The 23,738-nt window shown below is 58.2% G+C and carries 18 protein-coding genes; 8 read left to right on the top strand and 10 right to left on the bottom strand.

What is annotated here, in order from left to right; translation table 11 throughout:
- Window positions 1-6: 6 nt before the first annotated feature.
- Entirely contained in the window at window positions 7-1,617 is a 1,611-nt protein-coding gene (nadB, locus tag GTP27_RS10185) for an L-aspartate oxidase (protein ID WP_161039081.1), read from the bottom strand.
- Window positions 1,618-1,664: 47 nt separating this feature from the next.
- Between nadB and GTP27_RS10180 the strand changes: the two genes are divergently transcribed.
- Window positions 1,665-3,770 carry a TIGR03013 family XrtA/PEP-CTERM system glycosyltransferase gene (locus tag GTP27_RS10180; RefSeq protein ID WP_308495245.1) on the top strand — a complete coding sequence of 702 codons (2,106 nt, stop codon included), beginning with the start codon at window positions 1,665-1,667 and terminating at the stop codon, window positions 3,768-3,770.
- Window positions 3,770-4,825, top strand: a complete 1,056-nt coding sequence (locus GTP27_RS10175; protein WP_229633623.1) for an SDR family oxidoreductase — start codon at window positions 3,770-3,772, stop codon at window positions 4,823-4,825. The genes GTP27_RS10180 and GTP27_RS10175 overlap by 1 nt, the downstream gene beginning before the upstream one ends.
- A gap of 18 nt (window positions 4,826-4,843) precedes the next feature.
- Here GTP27_RS10175 and GTP27_RS10170 read toward each other — a convergent pair whose 3' ends face one another.
- The 8 genes from GTP27_RS10170 to GTP27_RS10135 all read right to left on the bottom strand — a co-directional run bounded on the left by GTP27_RS10170 (window position 4,844) and on the right by GTP27_RS10135 (window position 12,310).
- Complete coding sequence (locus GTP27_RS10170) at window positions 4,844-5,257, bottom strand: SEL1-like repeat protein (protein ID WP_161039080.1); 414 nt, start codon at window positions 5,255-5,257, stop codon at window positions 4,844-4,846.
- Window positions 5,258-5,596: 339 nt separating this feature from the next.
- Window positions 5,597-5,974: an Hpt domain-containing protein gene (locus tag GTP27_RS10165; protein ID WP_161039079.1), complete on the bottom strand. Its 378-nt coding sequence runs from the start codon at window positions 5,972-5,974 to the stop codon at window positions 5,597-5,599.
- A gap of 64 nt (window positions 5,975-6,038) precedes the next feature.
- On the bottom strand, window positions 6,039-6,914 hold the full coding sequence (locus GTP27_RS10160) for a proteasome-type protease (protein ID WP_161039078.1): 876 nt from the start codon (window positions 6,912-6,914) through the stop codon (window positions 6,039-6,041).
- Window positions 6,915-6,956: 42 nt separating this feature from the next.
- Window positions 6,957-7,760 (bottom strand): transglutaminase family protein, encoded by an 804-nt coding sequence (locus GTP27_RS10155; protein ID WP_161039077.1) that lies wholly within the window; start codon window positions 7,758-7,760, stop codon window positions 6,957-6,959.
- 14 nt (window positions 7,761-7,774) lie between these two features.
- A complete protein-coding gene (locus tag GTP27_RS10150; protein WP_161039076.1) occupies window positions 7,775-8,725 on the bottom strand; it encodes an alpha-E domain-containing protein in 951 nt (316 codons plus the stop codon).
- Window positions 8,726-8,734: 9 nt separating this feature from the next.
- Window positions 8,735-10,165, bottom strand: coding sequence for a circularly permuted type 2 ATP-grasp protein (locus GTP27_RS10145; RefSeq protein ID WP_161039075.1), 1,431 nt, complete (start codon window positions 10,163-10,165; stop codon window positions 8,735-8,737).
- Window positions 10,166-10,359: 194 nt separating this feature from the next.
- Complete coding sequence (locus GTP27_RS10140) at window positions 10,360-10,881, bottom strand: PRC-barrel domain-containing protein (RefSeq protein WP_161039074.1); 522 nt, start codon at window positions 10,879-10,881, stop codon at window positions 10,360-10,362.
- 145 nt (window positions 10,882-11,026) lie between these two features.
- Window positions 11,027-12,310, bottom strand: coding sequence for a serine hydrolase domain-containing protein (locus GTP27_RS10135; protein WP_161039073.1), 1,284 nt, complete (start codon window positions 12,308-12,310; stop codon window positions 11,027-11,029).
- Window positions 12,311-12,423: 113 nt separating this feature from the next.
- Here GTP27_RS10135 and GTP27_RS10130 point away from each other — a divergent pair, with 113 nt between their 5' ends.
- From GTP27_RS10130 to GTP27_RS10115, 4 genes are all read left to right on the top strand, one after another.
- Complete coding sequence (locus GTP27_RS10130; RefSeq protein WP_161039072.1) at window positions 12,424-13,266, top strand: ferritin-like domain-containing protein; 843 nt, start codon at window positions 12,424-12,426, stop codon at window positions 13,264-13,266.
- A 127-nt stretch (window positions 13,267-13,393) separates the two neighbouring features.
- Complete coding sequence (locus GTP27_RS10125) at window positions 13,394-16,039, top strand: PAS domain S-box protein (protein ID WP_161039071.1); 2,646 nt, start codon at window positions 13,394-13,396, stop codon at window positions 16,037-16,039.
- Complete coding sequence (locus GTP27_RS10120; RefSeq protein ID WP_202416671.1) at window positions 16,039-17,049, top strand: HD-GYP domain-containing protein; 1,011 nt, start codon at window positions 16,039-16,041, stop codon at window positions 17,047-17,049. Before GTP27_RS10125 ends, GTP27_RS10120 begins: the two co-directional genes overlap by 1 nt.
- 185 nt (window positions 17,050-17,234) lie before the next feature.
- The gene (locus GTP27_RS10115) at window positions 17,235-17,618 is read left to right on the top strand and encodes a translational machinery protein (RefSeq protein ID WP_161039070.1); all 384 of its coding nucleotides are present in this window, start codon (window positions 17,235-17,237) and stop codon (window positions 17,616-17,618) included.
- A gap of 68 nt (window positions 17,619-17,686) precedes the next feature.
- Here the strand turns inward: GTP27_RS10115 and GTP27_RS10110 are convergent, their stop codons facing one another.
- The gene (locus tag GTP27_RS10110; RefSeq protein WP_161039069.1) at window positions 17,687-19,657 is read right to left on the bottom strand and encodes a peptidase U32 family protein; all 1,971 of its coding nucleotides are present in this window, start codon (window positions 19,655-19,657) and stop codon (window positions 17,687-17,689) included.
- Window positions 19,658-19,877: 220 nt separating this feature from the next.
- Here GTP27_RS10110 and GTP27_RS10105 point away from each other — a divergent pair, with 220 nt between their 5' ends.
- Both GTP27_RS10105 and GTP27_RS10100 read left to right on the top strand, forming a co-directional pair.
- Window positions 19,878-22,256 carry a catalase gene (locus GTP27_RS10105; RefSeq protein WP_161039277.1) on the top strand — a complete coding sequence of 793 codons (2,379 nt, stop codon included), beginning with the start codon at window positions 19,878-19,880 and terminating at the stop codon, window positions 22,254-22,256.
- Between the two features lie 453 nt (window positions 22,257-22,709).
- Window positions 22,710-23,369, top strand: a complete 660-nt coding sequence (locus GTP27_RS10100) for a hypothetical protein (protein WP_161039068.1) — start codon at window positions 22,710-22,712, stop codon at window positions 23,367-23,369.
- The last annotated feature ends 369 nt before the right edge of the window (window positions 23,370-23,738 follow it).

The following is a 23,738-nucleotide window of genomic DNA, read 5'->3' as shown; positions in this document are numbered from 1 at the left end:
CGCCGCCTATTTGCGGCGGTGGGGCGTCAGGATGCTGGGCAGCGCCTTGGGCAGGGTTTCCGGATAGTCGCGGCTGAAGTGCAGGCCACGGCTTTCGTGCCGCTGCAAGGCGCTATTGACGATCAGGCCGGCCACATCGACCAGATTGCGCAACTCCAGCAGATCATGGGTAATGCGGAAGTTCTGGTAGTACTCGTCGATTTCTTCCTTGAGCAAGGCAATCCGGTGCTGGGCCCGTTCCAGCCGTTTGGTGGTGCGGACGATACCGACATAATTCCACATGAAACGGCGCAGTTCATCCCAGTTGTGGGCGATGACCACTTCTTCATCGGCATCGGTCACGCGGCTCTCGTCCCAGTCCGGCAGGTAGGGCACTTCGCCTTTTTCCTTGCTGGCGATGTCGGTAGCGCAGGCACGCCCGATGACCACGCATTCGAGCAGCGAGTTACTGGCCAGACGATTGGCACCATGCAGGCCGGTGCAGGCGGTCTCGCCCACGGCGTACAGGCCGGGCAGGTCGGTGCGGCCATACAGATCGGTGACCACGCCGCCGCAGGTGTAGTGCGCGGCCGGCACGATAGGAATCGGCTCCTTGGTGATGTCGATGCCCAGCTCCAGGCAGCGCGCGTAAATCGTCGGGAAATGCTCGATCAGGAAATCGGCCGGTTTGTGGCTGATGTCGAGGTGGACATAGTCCAGACCGCGCTTCTTGATTTCGAAGTCGATGGCACGGGCCACCACATCGCGCGGCGCCAGCTCGGCCCGTTCGTCATGGGCCAGCATGAAGCGCTTGCCGGCCGAAGCGCCAGCCTCCGGCGGCAGCTTGAGCAGCCCGCCTTCGCCCCGTATGGCTTCCGTAATCAGGAAGGATTTGGCATAAGGGTGATACAGACAGGTCGGATGGAACTGGATGAATTCCATGTTCGATACGCGGCAACCGGCACGCCAGGCCATGGCGATACCATCGCCGCTGGCCGTATCGGGGTTGGTGGTGTACAGATAGACTTTGCCGGCGCCGCCCGTTGCCATCACAGTATGTTCGGCGGCAAAGGTCAGTACCTGACCGGACTTTTCATCCTGTACGTACAGGCCTACACACTTGGGCTGGCTGTTTTTCTTGACGGGATTGAGCTTATCCGAGGTGATCAGGTCAATTGCGCAATGGTGCTCGAACAGGGTGATGTTCGGATGGGCGCGCACTTTTTCTTCCAGCGTTACCTGCACGGCATGGCCGGTGGCATCGGCGGCATGGATGATGCGGCGCTGGCTGTGGCCACCTTCGCGGGTCAGGTGGAAGCCCAGCTCGGCCGTATCGTCGCGGGTGAAAGGCACGCCCTGTTCGATCAGCCACTCGATGGCTTCGCGTCCATGCTCGACGATAAAGCGGGTAGCTCCTTCGTCACACAGGCCGCCACCGGCAATCAGGGTGTCATCGATGTGCTGCTTGTGGCTATCGCCAGAATCTAGCACGGCAGCAATGCCGCCCTGTGCCCAGTTACTGGCCCCGTCCTTCAGGGCGCGCTTGGAAATGATCGCGACAGTGCGCGTTTCCGCCAGATGCAAGGCGACTGACAGGCCGGCCAATCCACTGCCGACAATTGCAACATCAAATTTCATGATTCCGCTTGAATACAGTAAAGACCCATGACTATAGACCATTTGTCATGCGGCTGTCATATCTGAGCCCAAACTTGTCCCGATTTCGTTCAACCGCAGAGCCCATTGTGGCCGCTCAAGGTCTGAAAATGCGACGCGCTCATCATCGACAGCATCGTCTGGCCCGTTACAGGGAGGGCATCGTGATCCGCATCTTTCACCATTACGTATCAAAAATTGCCTTTCTGTTACTGCTGCTGGAACTGATGGCATTGCTTCTGGTCGCCGTCCTCAGTTCGCCGTGGTGGCTGGCCGGAAAGTATTTCCTGCCACAACAGGTATATGGAACCGGACTAGGCTATGCTCTGGCGATGGTGGCGAGCATGGGTACGCTAGGGATGTATCAGCCTAGCCAGACCCGCGCTGATATGCGCAGCACCTTGATCCGCATACTGCCTGCGCTGGCTCTGGCGTTCTGCCTGCAGAATCTGCTTGCCACCATATTGCCTGGCCATCATCTCGGTCATGTCAGTGCAGCGGTCTTTCTGCTGGGCGGGCTGGCGGTGCTGGGTACGCGTCTATTGGTTTTCACCTCAGTTCAGTCGCGTTTGCTTGAGCAGCGCTTGATTGTCATCGGACAGGGCACAACAGCACGTGAATGTCTGGCACTGGCCGCTGCCGGTGGTGGCTTCCATCCCTTTAAAGTGCTGGGTTTCGTAGCTGTACAGGGGGAAGATATCTGCGTGCCCCGTTCCATGCTGCTGCCTGCCGAGCCATCACTGCTTGCACTGGCACGCCGCCACAGCGCCGATGAGATCATAGTCTCGGTAGGGGATAGGCGTGGCGGCGGGCTTCCCGTACACCAGCTGCTTGATTGTGCGCTGGGCGGCGTTGCGATCACTGACGCGGCAACTTTCTTCGAACGCGAAGCCTGCCAGATCCGGCTTGATGCACTGCAGCCCAGCTATCTGATCTTTGGTGGCGGCTTCAAGCAGAATCTGCTCAGAGCCGGTGTGAAGCGCGCCGTCGACCTACTGGCCAGCGCTCTGATTGGTCTGCTCGCGGCTCCCATCATGCTGATCGCTGCGCTGGCTATCTGGCTGGAAGATGGCGGCCAGGTGTTTTATCAGCAGGAGCGCATCGGCCGTAACAACCGGCCGTTCCGCGTGCTGAAGTTCCGCAGCATGCGTGCCGACGCCGAGCGCGATGGCCAACCGCGCTGGGCGCTGGAAAACGACCCCCGTATCACCCGGGTGGGCTACTGGCTGCGCCGCCTCAGGATAGACGAACTGCCTCAGATGCTCAACGTACTGCGGGGCGAAATGAGCTTTGTCGGTCCCAGGCCGGAGCGTGCCTACTTCGTTAGCCGCCTGAGCGACCAGACTGCATATTACAACGTGCGGCACAGCATCAAGCCCGGCATTACCGGATTGGCACAGGTGCGCTACCGCTACGGTGCCAGCATGGAAGACGGCTTGTCCATGGTAGCCGAGGCTGCAAAGGTAATCGAGAACACGCAGCGTGACCTGAATATCGCACTCATGAACGAGCTTGCGATCATCTTTGACCGGTTACAGATAGATACGCATGAGGTACTCAAGGCTGCCGCTTCAAAATGGAACTTCCTGCCGTTCCAGCCCGGACTAGTTGGCGGGCACTGCATTGGAGTAGATCCGTATTATCTGATCCATAAAGCGCAGAAGCTGGGCTACCATCCGGACGTCATTCTGGCAGGCCGCAAGATCAACGACAGCATGGCAAAATTTGTCGCAGAACGCACCATCAAGCTGATGGTGCAAGCCAATCTACGCATCAAGGGCGCTACGGTCATCGTGCTGGGTCTGACGTTCAAGGAAAATTGCCCAGACCTGCGCAATTCGAAGGTGGCGGATCTTATTACAGAACTGCAATCGTTCGGGGTGGAAGTTCTCGTGCATGACCCCGTCGCCGATCCGGAAGAGGCGGTTCATGAATACGGCGTGCAATTACAGCGCTGGCAGGAACTCCCCGTAGCGGATGCCATGATCTGCGCAGTGCCGCATAGAACATTGCTGCAACGCCCCATCAGCGAACTATGTAGCCGGCTGCGTAACGACGGCTGTCTGATAGACCTGAAAGGTCAATTCGATATGCCCGCCATGCTGGCTACTGGCCGGCACGTGTGGAGATTGTGATGGCGGCCGACATGATCGAGGACAATCACTATCAACGCGTACGCGAGCAGCTGCAGGCGCGCCCGGAACGCTGGCTGATAACGGGAGCTGCCGGGTTCATCGGATCGAATCTGGTACTGGCTTTACTCCAGCTCGGGCAGTCTGTCACCGGCATCGATAACTTTCTGACCGGCCGGCGGGAAAATCTGACACAGGTAGCGGCACTGGCCGGGGCGGAAAACTGGCGCAATTTCCGCCTGCTGGAAGGGGATATCCGCATACCATCGTTCTGCCTCGCAGCATGCCGCGACGCCGACTATGTGCTGCATCAGGCAGCGCTGGGTAGCGTGACACGCTCGCTGCATGAGCCACAGACCTGTTTCCAGATCAATGTTTCGGGCTTTATCAACATGCTGGAAGCCATCCGGCAGACGCAAGTAAAGAAATTAGTCTACGCCAGTTCCAGCGCCACCTATGGTGACCATGCCGAACTACCCAAGCGGGAAACCGCAAGCGGCAATGCCTTGTCACCGTATGCGCTGAGCAAACAGATCGACGAACAGTACGCCCGCCTTTACCAGCGCTGCTATGGGCTGCGAAGTATAGGTTTGCGCTACTTCAATGTATATGGTCCTCGCCAGGATCCTTCGGGAGCGTATGCCGCTGTAATTCCATGTTTTATCGAAGCGCTGCGACAGGGGCAAGCCCCCATCATTTTTGGCGATGGCGAGACCAGCCGGGACTTCTGTTTTGTCGAGAACGTTGTACAGGCTAATCTGTTGGCGGCCGTATGCGAGCGCGCCGACGCCTGCGATCAGATATATAACATTGCGGTGGGGCAGAGAACCCCTCTGCGCGAATTGCACAGCTTACTGGCAGAATTGCTGGCTTCTCACACAGCTAGGGCCATCCCGCTGCAGGCGCAATTCCGTGACTTTCGCGCCGGCGATGTAAAACACTCCCACGCGGACATCAGCAAGGCGGCACAACTGCTGGGCTACCAGCCCACGCATGACTTGCGGCGCGGCCTACAGCAAACTGTGAACTGGTATCTGTCCAACCGCCAAGCGGCGTGATACGGGAGGCTGGTCTGCTTAATGCGGCAGATAGCTGGCGTTGCTAACTTCTTTCAGAGCACGACCACCAGCGATGGCCGAACTGGAAGAGGGCAGAGCGGAAGTCTGATACAGGCCGGCAAGATTAATCACAGCTTGGGCATCGCCGGCACCGGCTGCGCGCTCGAATAGCTGGCGCGCTTCGTTGCGCTTGGAAGGGATGCTCACATATCGGAGAGCCAATTCGCGCTGTGCTACAGGCGAACCGAGATCGGCCCACTCCTGCAACCGCCGCTCGGCAGCGCGGTGGCCTTGCGTACCCAGTTGCATAGCCGCTGCTTCAATAACTGTCGAAGGCGGAATTGCATCTTCCTTGGCCTGACAGGCAATCAAAGCGCCCACCAGCACCAGCAGAGATGAAATCAGCACACCTGACTTATTGAATAATTCCATAGAGTTTCAACCTGTGATTAACACTGGGATTAGGGGTCATCACGACGCACTGCACCATTATACTTGCGCCAAAGCAAATTGCCTACTGAACAATGCTTGTCCACATACGATATTCTTTTACCGGGAAAGATGCAGCGAGCGTTCAAGACCTCGCCCAGAGGGCGCTGCATCAGTCGAGAAGCATGTTAGCACGAAGCCACCTTCTGTCCGGTTGATACAGTCGTAATGGGAGTAACAATTGTAACGATTCGTTAATGTGCAAAACGCCAGCCTGTAGCAAGGCCTACGCCGCGACGCAGCATACACAAATTAACAAAAATATTGAGCAATAAGCAATGATTAGCCGAGCAAACCGGAAGCATTCTGGCGCAACCAGTGCTCCGCCGCGTGCAATACCAGACGGTATTCCGCTTCCACATTAGCAAACAGCATAGGGACTTGATCCGGGTTCTGGCCTAGCAAAGCCTGCTCGAGAGCAAGCGAGGCCGAGACCAGCCGCTTTGCGCCCAGCGTACCGATGGCGCCGCGCAAGGTATGAAGGATCTTCCCCGCTTCGGCAAAGCGTCCCTCGCGGATGGCCGTACCCGCCAGAAGCAGCGGTTCCATTCCGGGAGCGCAGGCATCGGCCACAATCTTGCCCACCATCGCGCGCGCCTTGTCATCATTGCCCATATATTTGAGCAAGGAATCAACCGAGAAAATACTTACTTCCGACATGCAATACTCCAGGACGAATAGGAACTTATGCTAATAATAGCCCTTGCTCCCTATCCTAGGCGGATTATTGCTGTCCGTCGTGAAACTGCTGAGTCAGGGTCTGGATCGGCGCGCGCTGTGCGGCGGGGAGGGCAACACCGGCCGGTGGCGTAACGCGTACCGGCCGGCTGGCCGTCGTGGCGCTATGCAGTACATGGGCAGTGCTTTCGGGTGCTGCATCCCAGACTGGATACTCCAGCCCCTCGAACACGCGCTTGAGCTGATGCCCCCAGGTATTGCGGATCATCTGGAAATACTGATTGCGTTCGTCTATCGTGACAAAATGGGTCACCGCCAGTTTCCCGCTTTCATACACCAGCAGGTCCAGCGGCAAGCCCACCGAAACATTGGAACGCAGCGTAGAATCCATCGAGATCAGGGCACACTTGGCCGCATCGTCCAGGCTGGTTGTAGGCGCCACCACGCGATCGATAATCGGCTTGCCATACTTGGCTTCACCGATCTGGAAATAGGTATTCTCGTCGTGCGCTTCGATAAAGTTACCTGCCGCATATATCTGGAACAGGCGGCAACGCTCGTCGCCGATCTGGCCGCCGAAGATAATGCTGACATTGAAATCGATGCCGAACTCTGCCAGCGCCTTGGCTTCGCGCGCATGCACCTGCCGCACCGCATCGCCGACCATCCTGGCCGCTTCATGCATGTTCGCGACATTCCAGATGCTACGCCCGTCCTCGCCGTGACTTTCAGAAATGAGCTGGCGTATCGACTGCGAAATCGACAGATTCCCCGCCGTCATCATCACCATCATGCGCTCGCCCGGAATCTCGAACACACTCATTTTGCGGAAAGTACCCACCTGATCCACCCCCGCGTTGGTGCGTGAATCCGAAAGAAAAACCAGCCCGGCGTTCAGGCGCATACCGACACAATACGTCATCGTGACCAACCATCTGTTTAAAGAACCATCATTCTACCGCGTCTACTGCGGCACAATCTCAACCTGCACACGCATCGATTCCGTGCCGCCACCCCGGCGCACGCCGCGGATAGGCGCAGCGCCTTCGTAGTCGCGCCCCACCGCCAGCCGGCAATACGCATCCGTCATCAGCCGTGCGTGCGTCACGTCGATACTCACCCAGCCCGTGTAATCGCCATCTTCCACCCAGCCGTCCACCCACGCATGGCTGGCCGCATGCCCGGTGTTCTCGGGATCGATATAGCCGGAAACGTAGCGTGCCGGTATGCCTGCCGCATGACAGCACGCGATGAACACGTGGGCATGATCCTGACACACCCCCTGGCCCAGCTGCAGTGCCTGCGTTGCCGTACTGCCTACTTCGGTAGCGCCCGTCTGATAGCGCACCCCATGCAGGATGTGTTCGCTCAAGCGCAGCAAGCGGCCCGTCGTGGCTGGCGCCTTGCCCAGACAGCTAGCAGACAGCTGCTGCACCTCCGTTCCCGCTTCGGTGAGACGGGTCGGCACGGTAAACACCAGCGGCGACAACGATTCGTTGGTACTGATACGCCCCTGCGGCGGCAAACTGGTTTCCACCACGCCGCCGGCGATGATCTGCAACTGCGTGTGTGGCGTTGCCAGCGTCATCATATGCGACGGGTTGGCATAGGCGTCGGTATAGGCATGCACTGAGCCCGGCAGGCTCAATTCCCATGCAAGCACGCGTTGCTGGGGGTCGCTGCGCGGCGTCAGGTGCAGTTGCTGGATGGTGTATGCCAGCGGCGAACTATAGCTGTACACAGTCTCATGCCGTATCGTCAGGTGCATATTCAGCCTCCCGCTCAAGCCGCCAGCGGCACGAGGAAGTCGCGGCTGATGCGGTTACCCAGTTCATTGATATCGGCGAGGAAGGCGGTCAGCGTATCGTGCAGACCCTCGGCTAGCAGATCATCGATCTTACCAAACTGCAACTGAGCATGCAGGCGGCCCGCATAGCGCTCCGTATCTGCCGAAACCTCGTTATGCACCGCGCGCAGATTGAGTAGTACTTCATCCATGCAGGCCAGCAGCGAACGCGGCATATCGCTGCGCAGCATCAGCAATTCGGCTATCCTGGCCGGCGTGATCACATCGCGATATACCTTGCGGTAGATTTCGAAGCCCGATACGGACCGTAGCAGCGCGCCCCAGTAGTAGAAGTCGCGCTGCGTCATGGCATCGCCAGCCGGTTCCGCAGCGCCGCCGTGAAACTTCACATCCAGGATGCGCGCAGTATTGTCGGCCCGTTCAAGGAAAGTGCCAAGGCGGATAAAGTGCACAGCCTCGTCACGCAGCATGGTGCCGACGGTGACTCCGCGTGACAGGTGAGAGCGGTATTTCACCCACTCGAAGAATTTGCTGGGGTCGCTTTCCAGCAGTTCGCCTTTCAGATGCTGCTGCATATCCAGCCAGGTCTGGTTCTGGATTTCCCACACTTCGGTGGTGAGCGTACCGCGCACGGCCCGGGCATTTTCGCGCGCTTCCGTCAAACATGCCACGATGGAGGAAGGATTGGCCGGATCACGCACCATGAAATCGATTACGGCACGTCCTTCCAGCGTACGGTACTTCTGATCAAAAGCATGCTGTAGCTCGGAAATGCCCAGCATGGCGCGCCAGCCCTGGGCAGTTTCTGCTTCCGATTGGGGCAGCATCGAGGTCTGCACATTCACATCGAGCATGCGGGCAGTATTTTCGGCGCGCTCCGTGTAGCGGGCCATCCAGAACAAATGATCGGCGGTGCGGCTCAGCATAGTATCTCCTTAACGTTCCAGTACCCAGGTGTCTTTGGTGCCGCCACCCTGCGAAGAATTGACGACGAGCGACCCTTCCTGCAAGGCGACGCGGGTAAGACCACCCGGCACCATGGCGATGGTTTTCCCCGACAGCACGAATGGCCGCAGATCGATGTGGCGCGGCGCGATGCCTTCGTCGACGTAGGTAGGGCAGGCCGACAGCGCCAGCGTGGGCTGGGCAATATAGCCGTCAGGCCGCGCCAGCAGACGCTGGCGGAAATCTTCGATCTGCTGCTTGCTCGAAGCAGGGCCCACCAGCATGCCGTAGCCGCCTGCGCCATGCACTTCCTTGACCACCAGTTCCGGCAGATGGGCCAGCGTATAGGCCAGATCTTCCGGCTTACGGCACTGGTAGGTCGGCACGTTGTTCAGGATAGGCGCTTCGGACAGATAGAACTTGATCATGTCCGGCACATAAGGGTAGATGGACTTATCATCGGCTACACCGGTGCCGATGGCGTTGGCCAGCGTCACCCGGCCCGCCCGGTACACCGACAGCAGACCCGGCACGCCCAGCGAAGAATCCGGCCGGAAGGCGAGGGGATCAAGGAAGTCGTCGTCCAGCCGGCGGTAGATCACATCTACCCGTTTGGGTCCGCGCGTGGTGCGCATAAACACGGTGTTGTCGCTGACAAACAGGTCTTTGCCTTCCACCAGTTCCACGCCCATCTGCTGGGCGAGGAAAGCGTGTTCGAAGTAGGCCGAGTTGTACATGCCCGGCGTCATGACCACCACCGTAGGATCGTTAATGCCCATGGGCGCGACCGAACGCAGATTATCCAGCAGCAAGTCAGGGTAGTGATCCACCGGTGCAATCCGGTTGCGGGCAAACAGTTCGGGGAATAGCCGCATCATCATCTTGCGGTCTTCCAGCATGTACGACACGCCGGAAGGCACGCGCAGATTATCCTCAAGCACATAGAATTCCCCCTGACCGGCACGCACGATGTCCACCCCGGCGATATGGGCGTAGATGTCGGAAGCCACATTAATACCCTGCATTTCAGGGCGATACTGGGCGTTCTGATAGATCTGTTCGGCGGGAATGATGCCGGCGCGGATAATGTTCTGCTCATGATAGATGTCATGAATGAACATATTCAGTGCCTGCACACGCTGCACTAGTCCGGCCTGTAACTGCTGCCATTCGTGGGCGGGGATAATGCGGGGAATGGTATCGAACGGAATCAGGCGCTCGGTGCCCGCATCATCGCCATAAACAGCGAACGTAATGCCGACGCGGCGGAACGTCAGGTCAGCTTCGGCCCGCTTCCGTTCTATGGTTTCACGCGACTGGCGCTGAAGCCAGCCGCAGAATTCACGATAGTGCTCCCTAAGCTCGGCGCTGGCGTCATGCGCGAGACCGTCTGCAGTCATTTCATTGAAGAATTTTGGCATATCGAACATCCCAGATGAGTACGCTTCTCTAGTATCAAGAAGCGTGCCAGTGGGAATGCCCGATTTTGGTGCGACGCCATCACGCCATCACCAAACCGAATACACCAGATGGTGAAGCCTATCCGTAAAAACGAAGTTTGCAGCGCGGCACTGCCTCATCATGGTGCAGTGCCGCCAGCGCCAACGATGCCGTTTTATAGATTGCCGCCGCGGCCGGAGCCAGTTTCGACCTTGCCGCTATAGCCGGGATCGCTCTGCAGGCTGGTACTGCCGCTACCCATGACGCTTCCGCTAGCGGTACGCGCACCGCCAACATTCTGCTGGGTGTGGTAGAAGCTGTGGATCTCCGTGCCGAACTCCGTGCTTGCCATGTCCGGCCAGTGATCCTTGTCGAGGCCTGGTGCATTTTTCAGGTGCTCCTTGGAAACGTCGAGCAGAAAGCGTCGGTTTGCCGTATCCAGTTGCAGGGCTTCCCATGGCACGGCGAACAGCTTGTCGCCCATACCCAGCCAGCCGCCAAAGGACAGCACAGCGTAGGCCACCCGGCCCTGCTGCATGTCGAGCATGATTTCCTTGATATCGCCCAGGTCCTCATCCTGACGGTTGTACACGTCTTCGCCGATCAGGGTATCTGCACCCATCAGCCGCGGGCCGGGGCCGCTGTCGTCTGCATTATCGTTATAAATGCCATAGGTATCGCGGTCGAGATAGCTCATGATAGTCTCCATGTAGTTACAGTGGCCCGTTCAGCAGGTGACGGGATACGACTCATCATGAAGCAAGCCTAGGCGCACAGGTATCAGTGCGCCGCCCACGTGCTTGTAGGATTGGGATGAGTTACCGGAGAACCTAGCATCGCCTTCATGGCTGCGTTGGCCGCGTGATATGGCGGTAGAGCGCAGTCAGGATACGTTCCTCGCTACAGGTCAGTGCAGAATAGCGCCCCGGATGCAGCGCGGGATCGCGTCCCACGCCGCCGATCAGCACTACCATGCCGTTGCCGCGTTCCAGGTCGACCGCAAAGGTGGAGAGCAGGCCATAGGCCTCGCCCAGATGGCCCACGGCGTGGAAAGCGCTGTCCTCCACAAGACGGTCGCGGCCATTCTCGAGCATGCCGAAACGCTGCCCGCCCAGCCCCCAGCTGCCGTATTGCCCTTGCTCGGTATCGCCATTGCGGCCATCAGACAGCCATTGCTGACTGAACATCAGCCGTATGCTGGCCGGCTCGAGTATGGTGCGCCCCTGGTATTGTCCGCGCTGGATCAGCATCAGCATCAGCTGGCCGAGGCCGTGCGCGGAAATGCGCAAGCCGCCCGTGGGGCTGAACAGCGTCGCATTCTGGCCCGGCTGATAGCTGGCAGGAACACTGGCCGCACTGCGCAACGCTACGCCGGGTTCATCCGCCTGTGCTAGCCACGCTCCGGCGCTATCCCACACCTCCGTATCCGTGGTGCGTTTGCGGTACAGCGTCGCCAGATTCGCCAGCTCGGCATCGCTGAAGCGGGCAGGGTAGTAGCCACCGCTAATGCCCATCGGTTGCAGCAGCAGCCGCTGCATGAGCAGATCGAAACGCTCGCCCGTCACCTGTTCCATGATGGTGCCGATGATGCCCCAGTTCAGATTCGCGTAGGTGAAATACTGGCCCGGCGCCGCCATGCTGCTCCACATGGCGGGCGTAGCGCGTGTCACGACGCTACGCAAAGTCGTGCTGCCAGCCCAGTAATAGCCGGCACCGTCGCGCAGGCTGGAAGTATGGCTGAGCAACATGCGCAAAGTAATGGCCAGGTCGGGAAACGCCGGATTGCGCAGGGAATAGCCCAAATAGCGCGAAATATCGCTATCCAGATCAAGTTTGCCCTGTTCGATCAGCTTCATCACGCCCATGGCTGTCACCATCTTGGACACCGAGGCTATGCGGTACAGCGTGTGCGCATCTACCGCCCCAGCGCCCGCCCCCATCTGGCGCGCGCCCGACTGATAACTGAAGTCGAGCTGGCCGGACCGTATGGCTAGCACAGACAGGCTGGACAGTGGCATGGCCGTATCGTGTACCACGGCCTCCAGTTCGTGCTCCAGTGCTCCCGTCCGGGCCTGCGCCAGCGACATCCAGAACACGGCCAACAGGCCACTCAGCACTCGCGCCATCGTCAGTCCTCAAGGGTTCAAAGGCCTTAGCATACTGTGACAGGGCAGCGGCTGCCAAGAAAACCACCGCTGCAGATGGTACACTGCCGCCTTTTGCCGTCCCGCTTCCCGCCATGCCAGCCCGCCCCGATACGCCTAGCCATCCCACCGAATTGCGCCAGTATGCGCTGGCCTGCCTGCTGCTAAATGATCCGGCGGCAAAGGTAGCGGCAGTGCACGCCATGCATGGTGCATGGCTGGCGGGCGACTTGCAGCTGGACGAACAGGCCGAGCTAGCCACGCAAGGCAGCATTCCGGGCCGTCCGGAACGGCCGGAACTGGTGCCTCCGCTGGCGGTGGGACGGCGCTCCATGGCGACCAGCGTCGGGCGTGGCATGCTGATCCATGCACTCAGTCACATCGAATTCAACGCCATCAATCTGGCACTCGATGCGCTCTGGCGCTTTGCGGCCATGCCGGCCGAATACTATGTTGACTGGCTGCGCGTTGCCAATGAAGAGGCCAGTCATTTCCACCTGCTGGCCAGCCATCTGCAGCAACTGGGCTACGCCTACGGCGACTTCCCTGCCCATGACAGCCTATGGGAGATGGTTGATCGCACGCGCGGCGATGTGATGGCGCGCATGGCACTGGTGCCACGCACGCTGGAAGCACGCGGACTCGACGCTATCCCGCCTTTGCGCGCCAAACTTGCGCAGGCGGGTGATCAGGCCGCAGCAGCCATCCTCGACATTATCCTGCGCGACGAAGTGGGGCACGTCGAAATTGGCAACCGCTGGTTTTCCCATCTCTGTCTGCAGCGCGGACTGGAACTGCGGCCAACATACGCCGAACTGGCCCAGCGCCATCGCGCCCCCACACCACGCGGCCCTTTCAATATCGAGGCACGTCTGCGCGCCGGTTTCACGCAGGAAGAGCTACAAGCCCTGACGGCCGGTAACCCGCACCAGACATAGGGCAGTGAAGTAAATGCCGTTTTCCGCACTATCGACCTGTGCTTTACGCAATTGTGACAATTGGTGATAATTTCGGCATACAAAAAAGGTAGAGTTAGTAGATAAGCTATTGTTCTACATCTACTTTATGCCCGTATCCCGCTCGCGTGTTCAACCGGAGCAAGCCGAACTCTCGGCGCACAGCCGCGAATTGCTGGCCGCTCTGGTCGCATCTTCCAGCGACGCCATCATCACCAAGACGCTGGAAGGTACTGTCACAAGCTGGAATCCTGCTGCCGAACACATCTTCGGCTATCGCGCCGACGAGATGATCGGCCAGTCTATCCAGCTGCTGCTGCCACCCGATAGAATCAGCGAAGAACAGTCCATCCTCAGCCAGATCAGGCAGGGCGCGCGGGTCGAGCATTTCGAAACCATGCGCGTCTGTAAAAGCGGCATCCGGATCGCTGTCTCCGTCACCGTCTCGCCCATACTGGATGGGCAGGGCAAAGTGATCGGTGCCTCGAAGATTGCGCGCGACATCACCGAAAAGCATCGCGCCGAAGAGGAATTGCGGGCCTATCGTAATCAGCTCCAGCGCCAGATCAGCGCCACGACGGGCGAACTGTCGGCCATTGTGCAGACCGCCGCCAACGCGATCATCACCACGGATGGGGAAGGGCGCATCGATGTGTTCAATCCGGCTGCAGAAGAGATGTTTGGCTGGAGTTACGCCGAAATACATGGCAACAGCGTTGCCTGCCTGCTGCCGGAGGGGGAAGGACAAGCTCACCAGAAATATTTCCGCATGACGGATGCAGCGCTACGCTATCGCTCCATCGGCATCAAACGCGAAGTCAGGGCACGGCGCCGCAATGGCGAAACCTTTCCTGTCTCTATAGCACTAGGCAACACCAAGCTGGGGCCGGACCAGCCGTATTTCGTCGCGTTTATCACCGACATCACGGCCCAGCGCACCATCGAGGAAGATCTGCGCCGCGCCAAAGAACAGGCGGAAGCTGCGGCGCGCGCCAAAGCCAGTTTTCTAGCCAATATGAGCCACGAAATCCGCACGCCCATGAACGCCATTATCGGCTTTTCCGAACTGGTGCTGGCCGATGGCAGCGTGGCCGGCGCCGCACGCGAGCATGTGCAGACCGTGCACCAGTCGGCACGCGACCTGCTCCTTGTCATCAACGATATTCTCGATTACTCCAAGATCGAAGGCGGCAAGACCGATCTGGAACGGCTGCCATTCAGCCTGACACGGCTGCTGCGCGATGTACTGAAGCTGCTCGATCAGGATGCCCGCCGCAAGCAACTGGCCGTGCATGTGGACCTTGCCCCGAATGTCCCTGCGGTCTGTCTCGGCGACCCCACCCGCATACGCCAGATACTGCTTAATCTGGTGGGCAATGCGATCAAATTCACCCATGCGGGCGGCATCACGTTGCAGCTGAAGGCACTCGATGACGGCCAGATCCACTTCGCCGTGCGCGACACCGGCATAGGCATGACGCCAGAACAGCTGGATAAGGTGTTCGAATCGTTCACCCAGGCCGATGTGAGCACCACGCGGCGCTTTGGCGGCACCGGCCTGGGCACCACCATTTGCCGCCATCTGGTGGAGCTCATGCACGGCAAAATCTGGGCCGACAGCACATACGGGCAGGGTTCAACTTTCCACTTCACCTTGCCATTGCCTGCGATACACAGCACTAGCGCAGAAGTGCTACTGCCCACCGATGAAAACGACCTCAGCGCAAGCGCACCGCGCGCCTTCCGCATCTTGCTGGCCGAAGATGTGGCCGCCAATGCCCGACTGTTGATGCTTCGCCTCGCTCAGATCGGCCATCAGGTAGTCTGGCAGGACAGTGGCCATAGAGCCGTTGACGCCTGTATCCGGGAAGATTTCGACGTAGTACTGATGGACGTCATGATGCCCGATATGGATGGCATGGAAGCCACGCGCGCCATCCGCATGATGCGCGCAACCCAAGCTCCGCACTTGCCCATCATCGCGCTCACCGCCAGCGTGCTGCCCGAAGATCGCCGCCGCTGTCTGGAAGCAGGCATGGATATTGTTCTGGGCAAACCTATCGATCTGGGCGAAATACTGCAGCAGATGGAGCGGCTGGTACCGGTCGGGCGCGGGCATTTCAATGCCACCGTCGCATCCGACACCAGCGTGGAACTACCTGCCACCTTGGCACCGCTAGCGCAGTTCGCCAATCTTCCACGCGCACTGCGGCTATGGGGCGATGCAGAGGTCTATCGGCTGGCTCTGGTAGAGTTCTGTACTGCCCACGGCAAGGATGGTGGGCGCATTGCGGCACAGCTCGAACCGTCGCCCGAGCTGGCCCGGCGCATGGCACACACACTGAAAGGCGTAGCGGCCAATCTGCAATTAGGCGAACTGGCCCAGCTAGCGGCCTATGTCGACCGTGCGGTCAAAAGCGGTGATCTGGCCGAAGCACGCCTGCAGGCGCAGCAGCTACAGCATGAATTCGACCGGCTGCTGGCACTGGTAGCCAGCACGCACAGCGCTCCTGCTAGCAGTGAACCCGCCCTGACGGCACCGTCACAACAGGAGATTCCGCAATTGCTACAGGCTTTGCGTGACGGGCTGGCCACCTATAACCCCGACAACGTATCCGGCTTGCTGCCCCAGCTAGCCTTGCTGCTGGGTTCAGAACAGGTGCAGGCCATCTTCATCGCCGTCCAGCACTTCGATTTCGACCTCGCCTTGTCCCTCGTGGACAGCCTGATACTCCACACGCAGAACCGACACTGATGCAGAAAATCATACTCGCCATTGACGACGAACCGAATAACCTCAACCTGTTGCTGCAGGTGATGCGTGACAAATACCGCCTGGTGTTCGCCAACAATGGCGCCAAGGGGCTGGAACTGGCCAGCCGCATCCAGCCGGATCTGATCCTGCTCGACATTATGATGCCCGGACTAGACGGATACGAGGTCTGCCGCCGCCTCAAGGCCGATGCACGCGTCAGCCATATCCCCGTTATTTTTCTGACCGCCATGACCGCCACCGAAGACGAAGCCCGCGGCTTCGACGCCGGCGCCGTGGACTATGTGCAGAAGCCGATTTCGGTACCCATCCTGCTGCGCCGGGTCGCTACCCATCTTTCGCTGGTGCATCTCAACGACGTCACACGCGCACGGCGCGAGGCCGTGTACATGCTGGGCGAAGCAGGGCATTACAACGATAACGATACGGGTGCCCACATCTGGCGTATGGCCGCCTATGCCTGCACGCTGGCACGCGCACTCGGCTGGTCGCAAGAGCGCATCGACCAGCTCGAACTGGCGGCGCCGCTGCACGACACGGGCAAGATCGGCGTGCCCAGTGCTATCCTGAAAGCGCCACGGGCGCTCACGCCGGACGAATGGGTGCTGATGAAACGGCATACCGAAATTGGCGCCCAGATCCTACAGAGCGGCAACGGGGAAATCTTTGCCATGGCGCGCGACGTGGCCCTGAGCCACCACGAACGCTGGGATGGTGGCGGCTATCCGCACGGACTAGCGGGCGAGGATATACCGGAAGCCGCACGGCTGGTCGCAGTAGCCGATGTATTCGATGCCCTGACCATGCAGCGGCCATATAAAAAGCCTTGGAGCCTGGCGGACACCTGCGACTACATACGGGCAGGAAAGGGACAGCATTTCGATCCGAATATGATCCTAGCTTTCGAACAATCCTTACCCGAACTAATGCGGATACGGGCCGACTGGAGCGCGCAACAGGCGCAGGAAGAAACTGCGCAAAGCCGGCATTGAAGGCGTGTTTCGGCGGAAAAATGGCCTGGCTATGCAAGCAGAACTGTCACGCGACTGATTGATATACATCAAAGATTCTGCGGAATAACTTCACTAGACTCTAATCGTTGCCACAAGAAAAAATCAAAACGCAGGTGCTTTGCGGCGACTTACAGGCACCACGTTTATCTACTATGGAGTCGTTTATGTCTTTCAATCATGTTGTCGCGTGGATCGATCATACCGAAGCACACGTTATCCATTTCAATGCTGAAGCCGCCGACAGCGAAGTCATCAAAACTCACTCGAAGCACCCGCATCTGCACGGTAAATCGGGCTCCACCGGCGTGGGCCGCGCACCGGAAAACAAGCAGTATTTTGATGATGTGGCTAAAGCCCTGAGCGGTAGCACCGAGATTCTGATCGTCGGTCCCGGCCATGAAAAACTGGAACTGATGAAATACATGCTGCGCCAGCATCCGGCTGTTGCCGAGTGCGTCATGAGCGTGGAAAGCGCCGACCATCCTAGCGATGGCCAGCTGCTCAAATATGCCCGCAAGTACTTCGTCAAAGCCGACATGATGCGTTAATCACTGCGGCATATTCGGGGCACTATGCCCGGACAGAAAAAAACGGCACCGCGGTGCCGTTTTTCATATCAGCCAGCCGGACGCTGACGATGGAAGGTAATCGGGCTATACGGAATATTCGACGGCGGCGCCGACTTCAGTATGCCAGGCTTCATGGCACCGACCACATGCATCTCACATGATTTGCAATCGAACCGCAGCGTATAGGTTTCGTCGCCGCTCACCAGTGTCATCGGCTCGGCGCGGACCTGACCCTGCACACCTTGTACGCCCTTGGCCTGTTTAGGGCAAAGATTGAACGAAAAACGCAGGCAGTGCTTGGTGATCATCAGCGGCACTTCGCCGGCTTCTTCATGGGACTCGTACGCCGCAGCGATCAGCTGAACACCGTGTTTGTGATAGAAGGCGCGGGCTTTCTCATTGTAGACATTGGCCAGATAGCTGAGCTGGGTGTCCGGATACACTGCAGGCGGTTCGGCTGCTGCCTTGCGCTGCGGGCGGTCCCACGCAGCCAGTCGCAAGGCTTCATGCGCCTCGATCGCTTCGCGCCGCAAGGCGTTGATCGCTGCAGATGGCACAAACCACGGCTGCGACAGTTGCAGTTCGATGCTCTGCGCTGCAAACATGGTGTTCCCGAGCTTGCCAAGGCTAGCGCGCAGCGATGCGTCGGCCTGTTCCCCATTCTGCGCCGGCTGCAGTTCGAGCTGGGCCGCAGTCGCACTGCACAGGCCATCTTCATCCCGCAACGCCAGCGTCAGTCCGCCGGCCTGCTCGCTTAGCGTCAGATGCAGGCCCACTTTACGTTCAGACGACTTCTTGTTCAGTGCCGCTTCCCACTGGTGGTCACGGTTACGGTTGATCGACAAGCCTACCTTGAGACCGGGCAGGGCGCTGATCGCCTCGTTGGTGTAGACGCGCCACAATTGACCGTCGTCGTTCTCGCCCAGCTTCTTCACCACATTGGCCTGTATGCCCAGGGTCTCGCGCTTGTGCATATAGTTCAGACCATCGCCATTGGCCATCGCCGCATTGCTCAGCATATCGAAATGATCGGTACCCAGCTTGGTTACCGTGCCCAGTTCCACGCCGACGTATTTCGGTGTATCGAAGGCGCCGATATCATCCTGCCTGCCATTGGCGAAATAGTCCGTATGGCCACGGTGGAAATTCTTATCGATATCGGGCGTGAACAGAATCTCGGTATGGCCGCTGGCGGCACGGCTGAACTCGGGACGGCGCTCCAGCAACTCGTCGAGCAGCAAACGGTAGTTGGCTGTGATGTTTTTCACATAGCCCATGTCCTTGTAGCGGCCTTCGATCTTGAAAGAGCGGATGCCGGCATCGACCAGTGCCTCCAGATTGCGGCTCTGATCATTATCCTTCATCGACAGCAGGTGCTTTTCGTAGGCCACCACGCGGCCCTTGCTGTCACTCAGCGTGTAGGGCAGGCGGCAGGCCTGCGAACAGTCGCCGCGATTGGCGCTACGGCCCGTATCGGCATGCGAGATATAGCACTGGCCCGAGAAGGCCACGCACAGTGCGCCGTGGACAAAATATTCAAGCGGGGTATCGACTGCCGCATGGATCTGGCGGATCTGCTCGACCGTCAGCTCGCGTGCCAGCACCAGCTGGGAAAAGCCCACGTCGCCAAGGAATTTCGCCTTTTCCACGGTGCGGATATCGCACTGCGTGCTGGCATGCAGCTGGATAGGCGGCAGGTCCATCTCCAGCAGGCCCATATCCTGCACGATCAGCGCGTCTACACCCGCTTCGTACAGTTGCCAGATCTGTTTGCGTGCAGCTTCCAGTTCGGCGTCATGCAGAATGGTATTGAGCGTGACAAAAATGCGCGAACGGTAGCGGTGAGCAAACTGCACCAGCGCCGAAATTTCCTCGATAGTATTGCTGGCATTATGGCGCGCGCCAAATGCCGGACCACCGATGTAGACCGCATCCGCACCGTGCAGAATGGCTTCGCGGCCTATTTCGGCGGTTTTGGCGGGTGACAAAAGTTCGAGCTGATGGGCCAGTAGAGACATGGCGAGGTTCCTTCCTAGGTAAGGGCGGAATTATAACGAAATCAAGGACTTCCGTCAGCGCTGCAGCGTGGCTGCACTACCGGCGGCCTGCAGGCCTACACTTTTCATGCCTGCCGTCCTATTTCATGCAGCGGCCACACCCAGCAAGATACGTCTGCTGCACAGGCGCACACTATTAAAGAAAAATCATTCTTCAGCCAGATCTGCGCAGGGAGAGACTATGACTACTACGAGTGACAATTCCGTAGGCGCCGGTACTGCGTTAAGCAGCATTTCCGGCCCATCCACCGGCGAACTGCCAGAACATAGCGGAAACGCCAGTCCGCAGGAACAATTGCTTTTGCGGAAAGTCTCGGCTAGCCAGACTCTGGCTGCCCAGCGCCCGGCAAATAGCAACAAACCGGGCGAATATGGCGAGGCGGGCCGGCATCCGCAGACCGGTGAAATGCACATACCTGACGAGGTGCTGGCCACCGCCAGCAGCGCCACCGAGCCGGCGACGTCGACCAAACTGGGCGCCACACCGGCAAACGGGATCAATCGCAACAACGCGCCGCTAGACCGCGTGCGGTCGGATAGCGCCGAACAGCGGCTAAGCAGCAATCAGGGCGTGCCCATAGGCGACAACCAGAATAGCCTGAAAGCGGGCATCCGTGGCCCCACACTGCTGGAAGATTTTTTGCTACGCGAGAAAATCACCCATTTCGACCATGAGCGCATCCCCGAACGCGTAGTGCATGCCCGCGGCTCGGCAGCTCACGGATTTTTCGAAGCGTACGATGACCTGAGCGAATTTACTATCGCCGCTCCGTTCCGCAGTGCAGGCAAGATTACCCCCGTATTTGCCCGCTTTTCCACTGTGGCCGGCGAGCGCGGTTCGGCCGATACCGCGCGCGACGTACGCGGCTTCGCCGTCAAGTTCTACACCGATGATGGCAACTGGGACCTGGTCGGCAACAATATGCCGGTGTTCTTCATTCAGGACGCGATCAAATTTCCCGATCTGGTGCACGCGCTCAAGCCCGAGCCGCATCACGCCATGCCTCAGGCATCGAGCGCACATGACACCTACTGGGATTTCGTTTCCCTGATGCCCGAATCAACCCACATGCTGCTCTGGCAGATGTCGGATCGCGCCATCCCGCGCAGCTACCGCACCATGCAAGGCTTCGGCGTGCACACCTTCCGCCTGATTAACCGTGCGGGTGATGCGATGTTCTGCAAATTTCACTGGAATCCCATGGCCGGCACCCACTCGCTGGTCTGGGATGAAGCGGCAAAGCTGATGGGAGCGGACCCCGACTTTCATCGGCGCGATTTATGGGAAGCCATAGAGCAGGGCGCTTATCCCCAATGGGAGCTGGGCCTGCAACTGTTCACCGAAGCGCAGGCCGAAAGCTGGGGCTTCGACGTGCTCGACGCAACCAAGCTGATACCGGAGGAGATGGTGCCTGTACGCCCGGTCGGCCGCATGACACTGCATAGAAACCCGGACAATTTTTTCGCAGAAACGGAACAGGTGGCCTTCTGCGCAGCGCATATCATTCCCGGCATCGATTTCAGTAACGATCCTTTGCTGCAAGGACGCATACATTCTTACATCGATACGCAGATATCGCGTTTGGGCGGGCCCAATTTCCACGAGATTCCCATTAACAGCCCGGTCAGTCAGGTGCATAACAACCAGCGTGACGGTATGCACCGGCAGGCCATCCATCGGGGACGGGTCAGCTACGAGCCGAACTCGCTGGGCGGTGGCTGTCCATATCAGGCGGGTCATCAGGGCTATGCATCGTTTGCCGAGAACGTCAGTGGCGACAAGTTGCGTAGCAAACCCGAACAGTTTGCAGAACACTATGCGCAGGCCAGACTGTTTTACGATAGCCAGACTGCGGACGAGCAACGCCACATCATCGACGCTTTCCGCTTCGAATTGAGCAAAGTGCAGATACCAGCCGTACGCACTCGCGTGCTGGCCAATCTATCCAATGTAGATCCAGCGCTGGCTGCGGCGATCGCAGATGGACTGGGTATGGCTGTGCCACCGCCATCGCCCGTAGCTGGCTTAACGGAAACACCAGTCTATCCGGCTTCACCGGCTTTGTCGCTGACGGCAAGACCAGGAAGCAGCGGGGTGCTGGCGCGTAAAGTCGCCATACTCATAGGCAATGGCGTGGATAGCGAGGCAGTTGCATTGGCGTATGGCCGACTGCGGGCAGAAGGCGCCAATCCGCGGCTGGTAGCAGTGCGGCTGGGGCGCTACCTGGGCGCCCAAGGGCAGCCGCTGGATGCCGAGATTTCCTTTGAAGCGGGGCCAGCGGTCTATTTCGACGGCGTCATTCTGCCGGATGGCCTGCAGCCGGATATTCGCGACAATTTGGGGAAACTGTTCGAGTTTATGCAAGATCAGTATAGGCACTGCAAGCCGATTTACGCTGCCGGCAGTGCGCGGGCCGTTCTTCAAACGCTCAGTTTTTCCACTGCAAATCAGCTTGCACCAAGAGATATGGTGCTTGCCGAGGCTGATGCGTTCGAAGAGGGGCTTTCCACATTTATTAGCTTACTGGCCAGCCCGCGTATTTACATTCGAGAACAATGAAGGGAAAAGGAGCGTCTAAAGGCAAATGTTTAGACGTATACCAGAACCCGAGTCATAACGCTTTCACTCTGAAACTGTCATTTCCATGGAACGACTGTCGTATGTTTTACCTTGATTCGAAATCAGACGTCCAGAGGAGTATGCCTCATAAATTAGGACCCTTGCGGTAAGAACGCATATTCAAACTAAAGCTTTAGACACAGCAGGGTGATGTCTATCGTAAGCAACACTTCCAGCTTGTAGAGTACCCCTAAATTTAAAAACCACTTTAAAGCTCGTTTGTGCCTGCTAAATTAAGGTGATAGGGGGAAGCAGATATTTACAGAAGTACATTACGTAATGCTGTTTTTCCCATCTACAGAAATAGGGCGCGGTGGCGAGATTATTACGAAATCGCAAACTCCTCGGCACACGAGAGCACACTAAGGAATTAATGAGCTTGAAGGAGGATGTATGCAACGAGTTCGGGCATTTGAATCCGTTGAGGGGGCGACGCCATCTCCACTCGCTATACGAGAGCTTGTTGGGAAGAAGGTGGATCTCTGGTACATGCGATCGCCGAAGAATAATTGCAGATTCGTCTTATCGGGTGAGCCCTTATATTTGCTGGCGATAACACTTGAGGCGAACCAGCAAGTTCGATCCTACTCGCCCTGTGGTACCGATGAGAATCCCGACAATCTAGATACGTTAGTACCACAACTCTGTTCCGAAGACCTCGCCGGAGCGATCACAAAATACTATACGGTCAGACTGCGCGGTTCCAAACCTCGTCGATCTAAGTTTCAAGATGTTGCTGAAAAAGACGGCATAAGAATTATTACTGATGAGTGGCTCTACGACCAGCGCATTCTCATTGATAACTGGATCTTCTTATGTGCAGCGATTAACCGAGTCCGAAATTCACATTTATTTGGCGAAGTAGATGTGCTCGCTGCCGCAGTATCGAGGTCGCGCAGTTGGTCCCTGGGGGAACTTTTAGCACTGCCAGATATCGACAAAGCGAAGATACTCGGTCTAGTCGCATCAATGCTGCAAAGCGGCACGGCATTTTTCAATACTGCTAGCGAGCCACTTACACGTAATAGTGTGATCCGTTTTGGAGAGCAATAATGGCCCGGTCCCGATTTGCTAAGCGAGATTCAATCGTACCTATCGCTGAGTGGCCCGCGGTGGATGTGGAGTGCTTTACAGGTGAAGACAAGGTACTGGTTACCAATCGTATTCAGGCTATTAGAATGTATCTCGCTGGTCAGCCACATGCACAAATCGCTGCAATTAGCGGAATCATTCGATGCGAAGTGCATCGTTTGCTAAAGCGTTGCTGCGAGGTTGCTGAGCCTGTCAGAATTTTTGTGTGAATCCGGGGTCATGAAATAATACCGAAAGGGATTTTCCATGACCGACGTAATGACCACTAAGAAGCCAAAAACCAAGAAGCAGTACCCGTTTCCCGTTGAACTGATCGACCAGTTGCTGGCT

Origin of the sequence: Duganella qianjiadongensis (assembly GCF_009857915.1) — a bacterium.
GTDB lineage: Bacteria > Pseudomonadota > Gammaproteobacteria > Burkholderiales > Burkholderiaceae_D > Rugamonas > Rugamonas qianjiadongensis.
This window is presented reverse-complemented; position numbering and strand designations above follow the sequence as displayed.

What these genes read in the sequence shown, in the direction of transcription:
- nadB (WP_161039081.1), bottom strand. Translation starts at nt 1,617, where the DNA reads ATGAAATTTGATGTTGCAATTGTCGGCAGTGGATTGGCCGGCCTGTCA.
- GTP27_RS10180 (WP_308495245.1), top strand. Translation starts at nt 1,665, where the DNA reads ATGCGGCTGTCATATCTGAGCCCAAACTTGTCCCGATTTCGTTCAACC.
- GTP27_RS10175 (WP_229633623.1), top strand. Translation starts at nt 3,770, where the DNA reads ATGGCGGCCGACATGATCGAGGACAATCACTATCAACGCGTACGCGAG.
- GTP27_RS10170 (WP_161039080.1), bottom strand. Translation starts at nt 5,257, where the DNA reads ATGGAATTATTCAATAAGTCAGGTGTGCTGATTTCATCTCTGCTGGTG.
- GTP27_RS10165 (WP_161039079.1), bottom strand. Translation starts at nt 5,974, where the DNA reads ATGTCGGAAGTAAGTATTTTCTCGGTTGATTCCTTGCTCAAATATATG.
- GTP27_RS10160 (WP_161039078.1), bottom strand. Translation starts at nt 6,914, where the DNA reads ATGACGTATTGTGTCGGTATGCGCCTGAACGCCGGGCTGGTTTTTCTT.
- GTP27_RS10155 (WP_161039077.1), bottom strand. Translation starts at nt 7,760, where the DNA reads ATGCACCTGACGATACGGCATGAGACTGTGTACAGCTATAGTTCGCCG.
- GTP27_RS10150 (WP_161039076.1), bottom strand. Translation starts at nt 8,725, where the DNA reads ATGCTGAGCCGCACCGCCGATCATTTGTTCTGGATGGCCCGCTACACG.
- GTP27_RS10145 (WP_161039075.1), bottom strand. Translation starts at nt 10,165, where the DNA reads ATGCCAAAATTCTTCAATGAAATGACTGCAGACGGTCTCGCGCATGAC.
- GTP27_RS10140 (WP_161039074.1), bottom strand. Translation starts at nt 10,881, where the DNA reads ATGAGCTATCTCGACCGCGATACCTATGGCATTTATAACGATAATGCA.
- GTP27_RS10135 (WP_161039073.1), bottom strand. Translation starts at nt 12,310, where the DNA reads ATGGCGCGAGTGCTGAGTGGCCTGTTGGCCGTGTTCTGGATGTCGCTG.
- GTP27_RS10130 (WP_161039072.1), top strand. Translation starts at nt 12,424, where the DNA reads ATGCCAGCCCGCCCCGATACGCCTAGCCATCCCACCGAATTGCGCCAG.
- GTP27_RS10125 (WP_161039071.1), top strand. Translation starts at nt 13,394, where the DNA reads ATGCCCGTATCCCGCTCGCGTGTTCAACCGGAGCAAGCCGAACTCTCG.
- GTP27_RS10120 (WP_202416671.1), top strand. Translation starts at nt 16,039, where the DNA reads ATGCAGAAAATCATACTCGCCATTGACGACGAACCGAATAACCTCAAC.
- GTP27_RS10115 (WP_161039070.1), top strand. Translation starts at nt 17,235, where the DNA reads ATGTCTTTCAATCATGTTGTCGCGTGGATCGATCATACCGAAGCACAC.
- GTP27_RS10110 (WP_161039069.1), bottom strand. Translation starts at nt 19,657, where the DNA reads ATGTCTCTACTGGCCCATCAGCTCGAACTTTTGTCACCCGCCAAAACC.
- GTP27_RS10105 (WP_161039277.1), top strand. Translation starts at nt 19,878, where the DNA reads ATGACTACTACGAGTGACAATTCCGTAGGCGCCGGTACTGCGTTAAGC.
- GTP27_RS10100 (WP_161039068.1), top strand. Translation starts at nt 22,710, where the DNA reads ATGCAACGAGTTCGGGCATTTGAATCCGTTGAGGGGGCGACGCCATCT.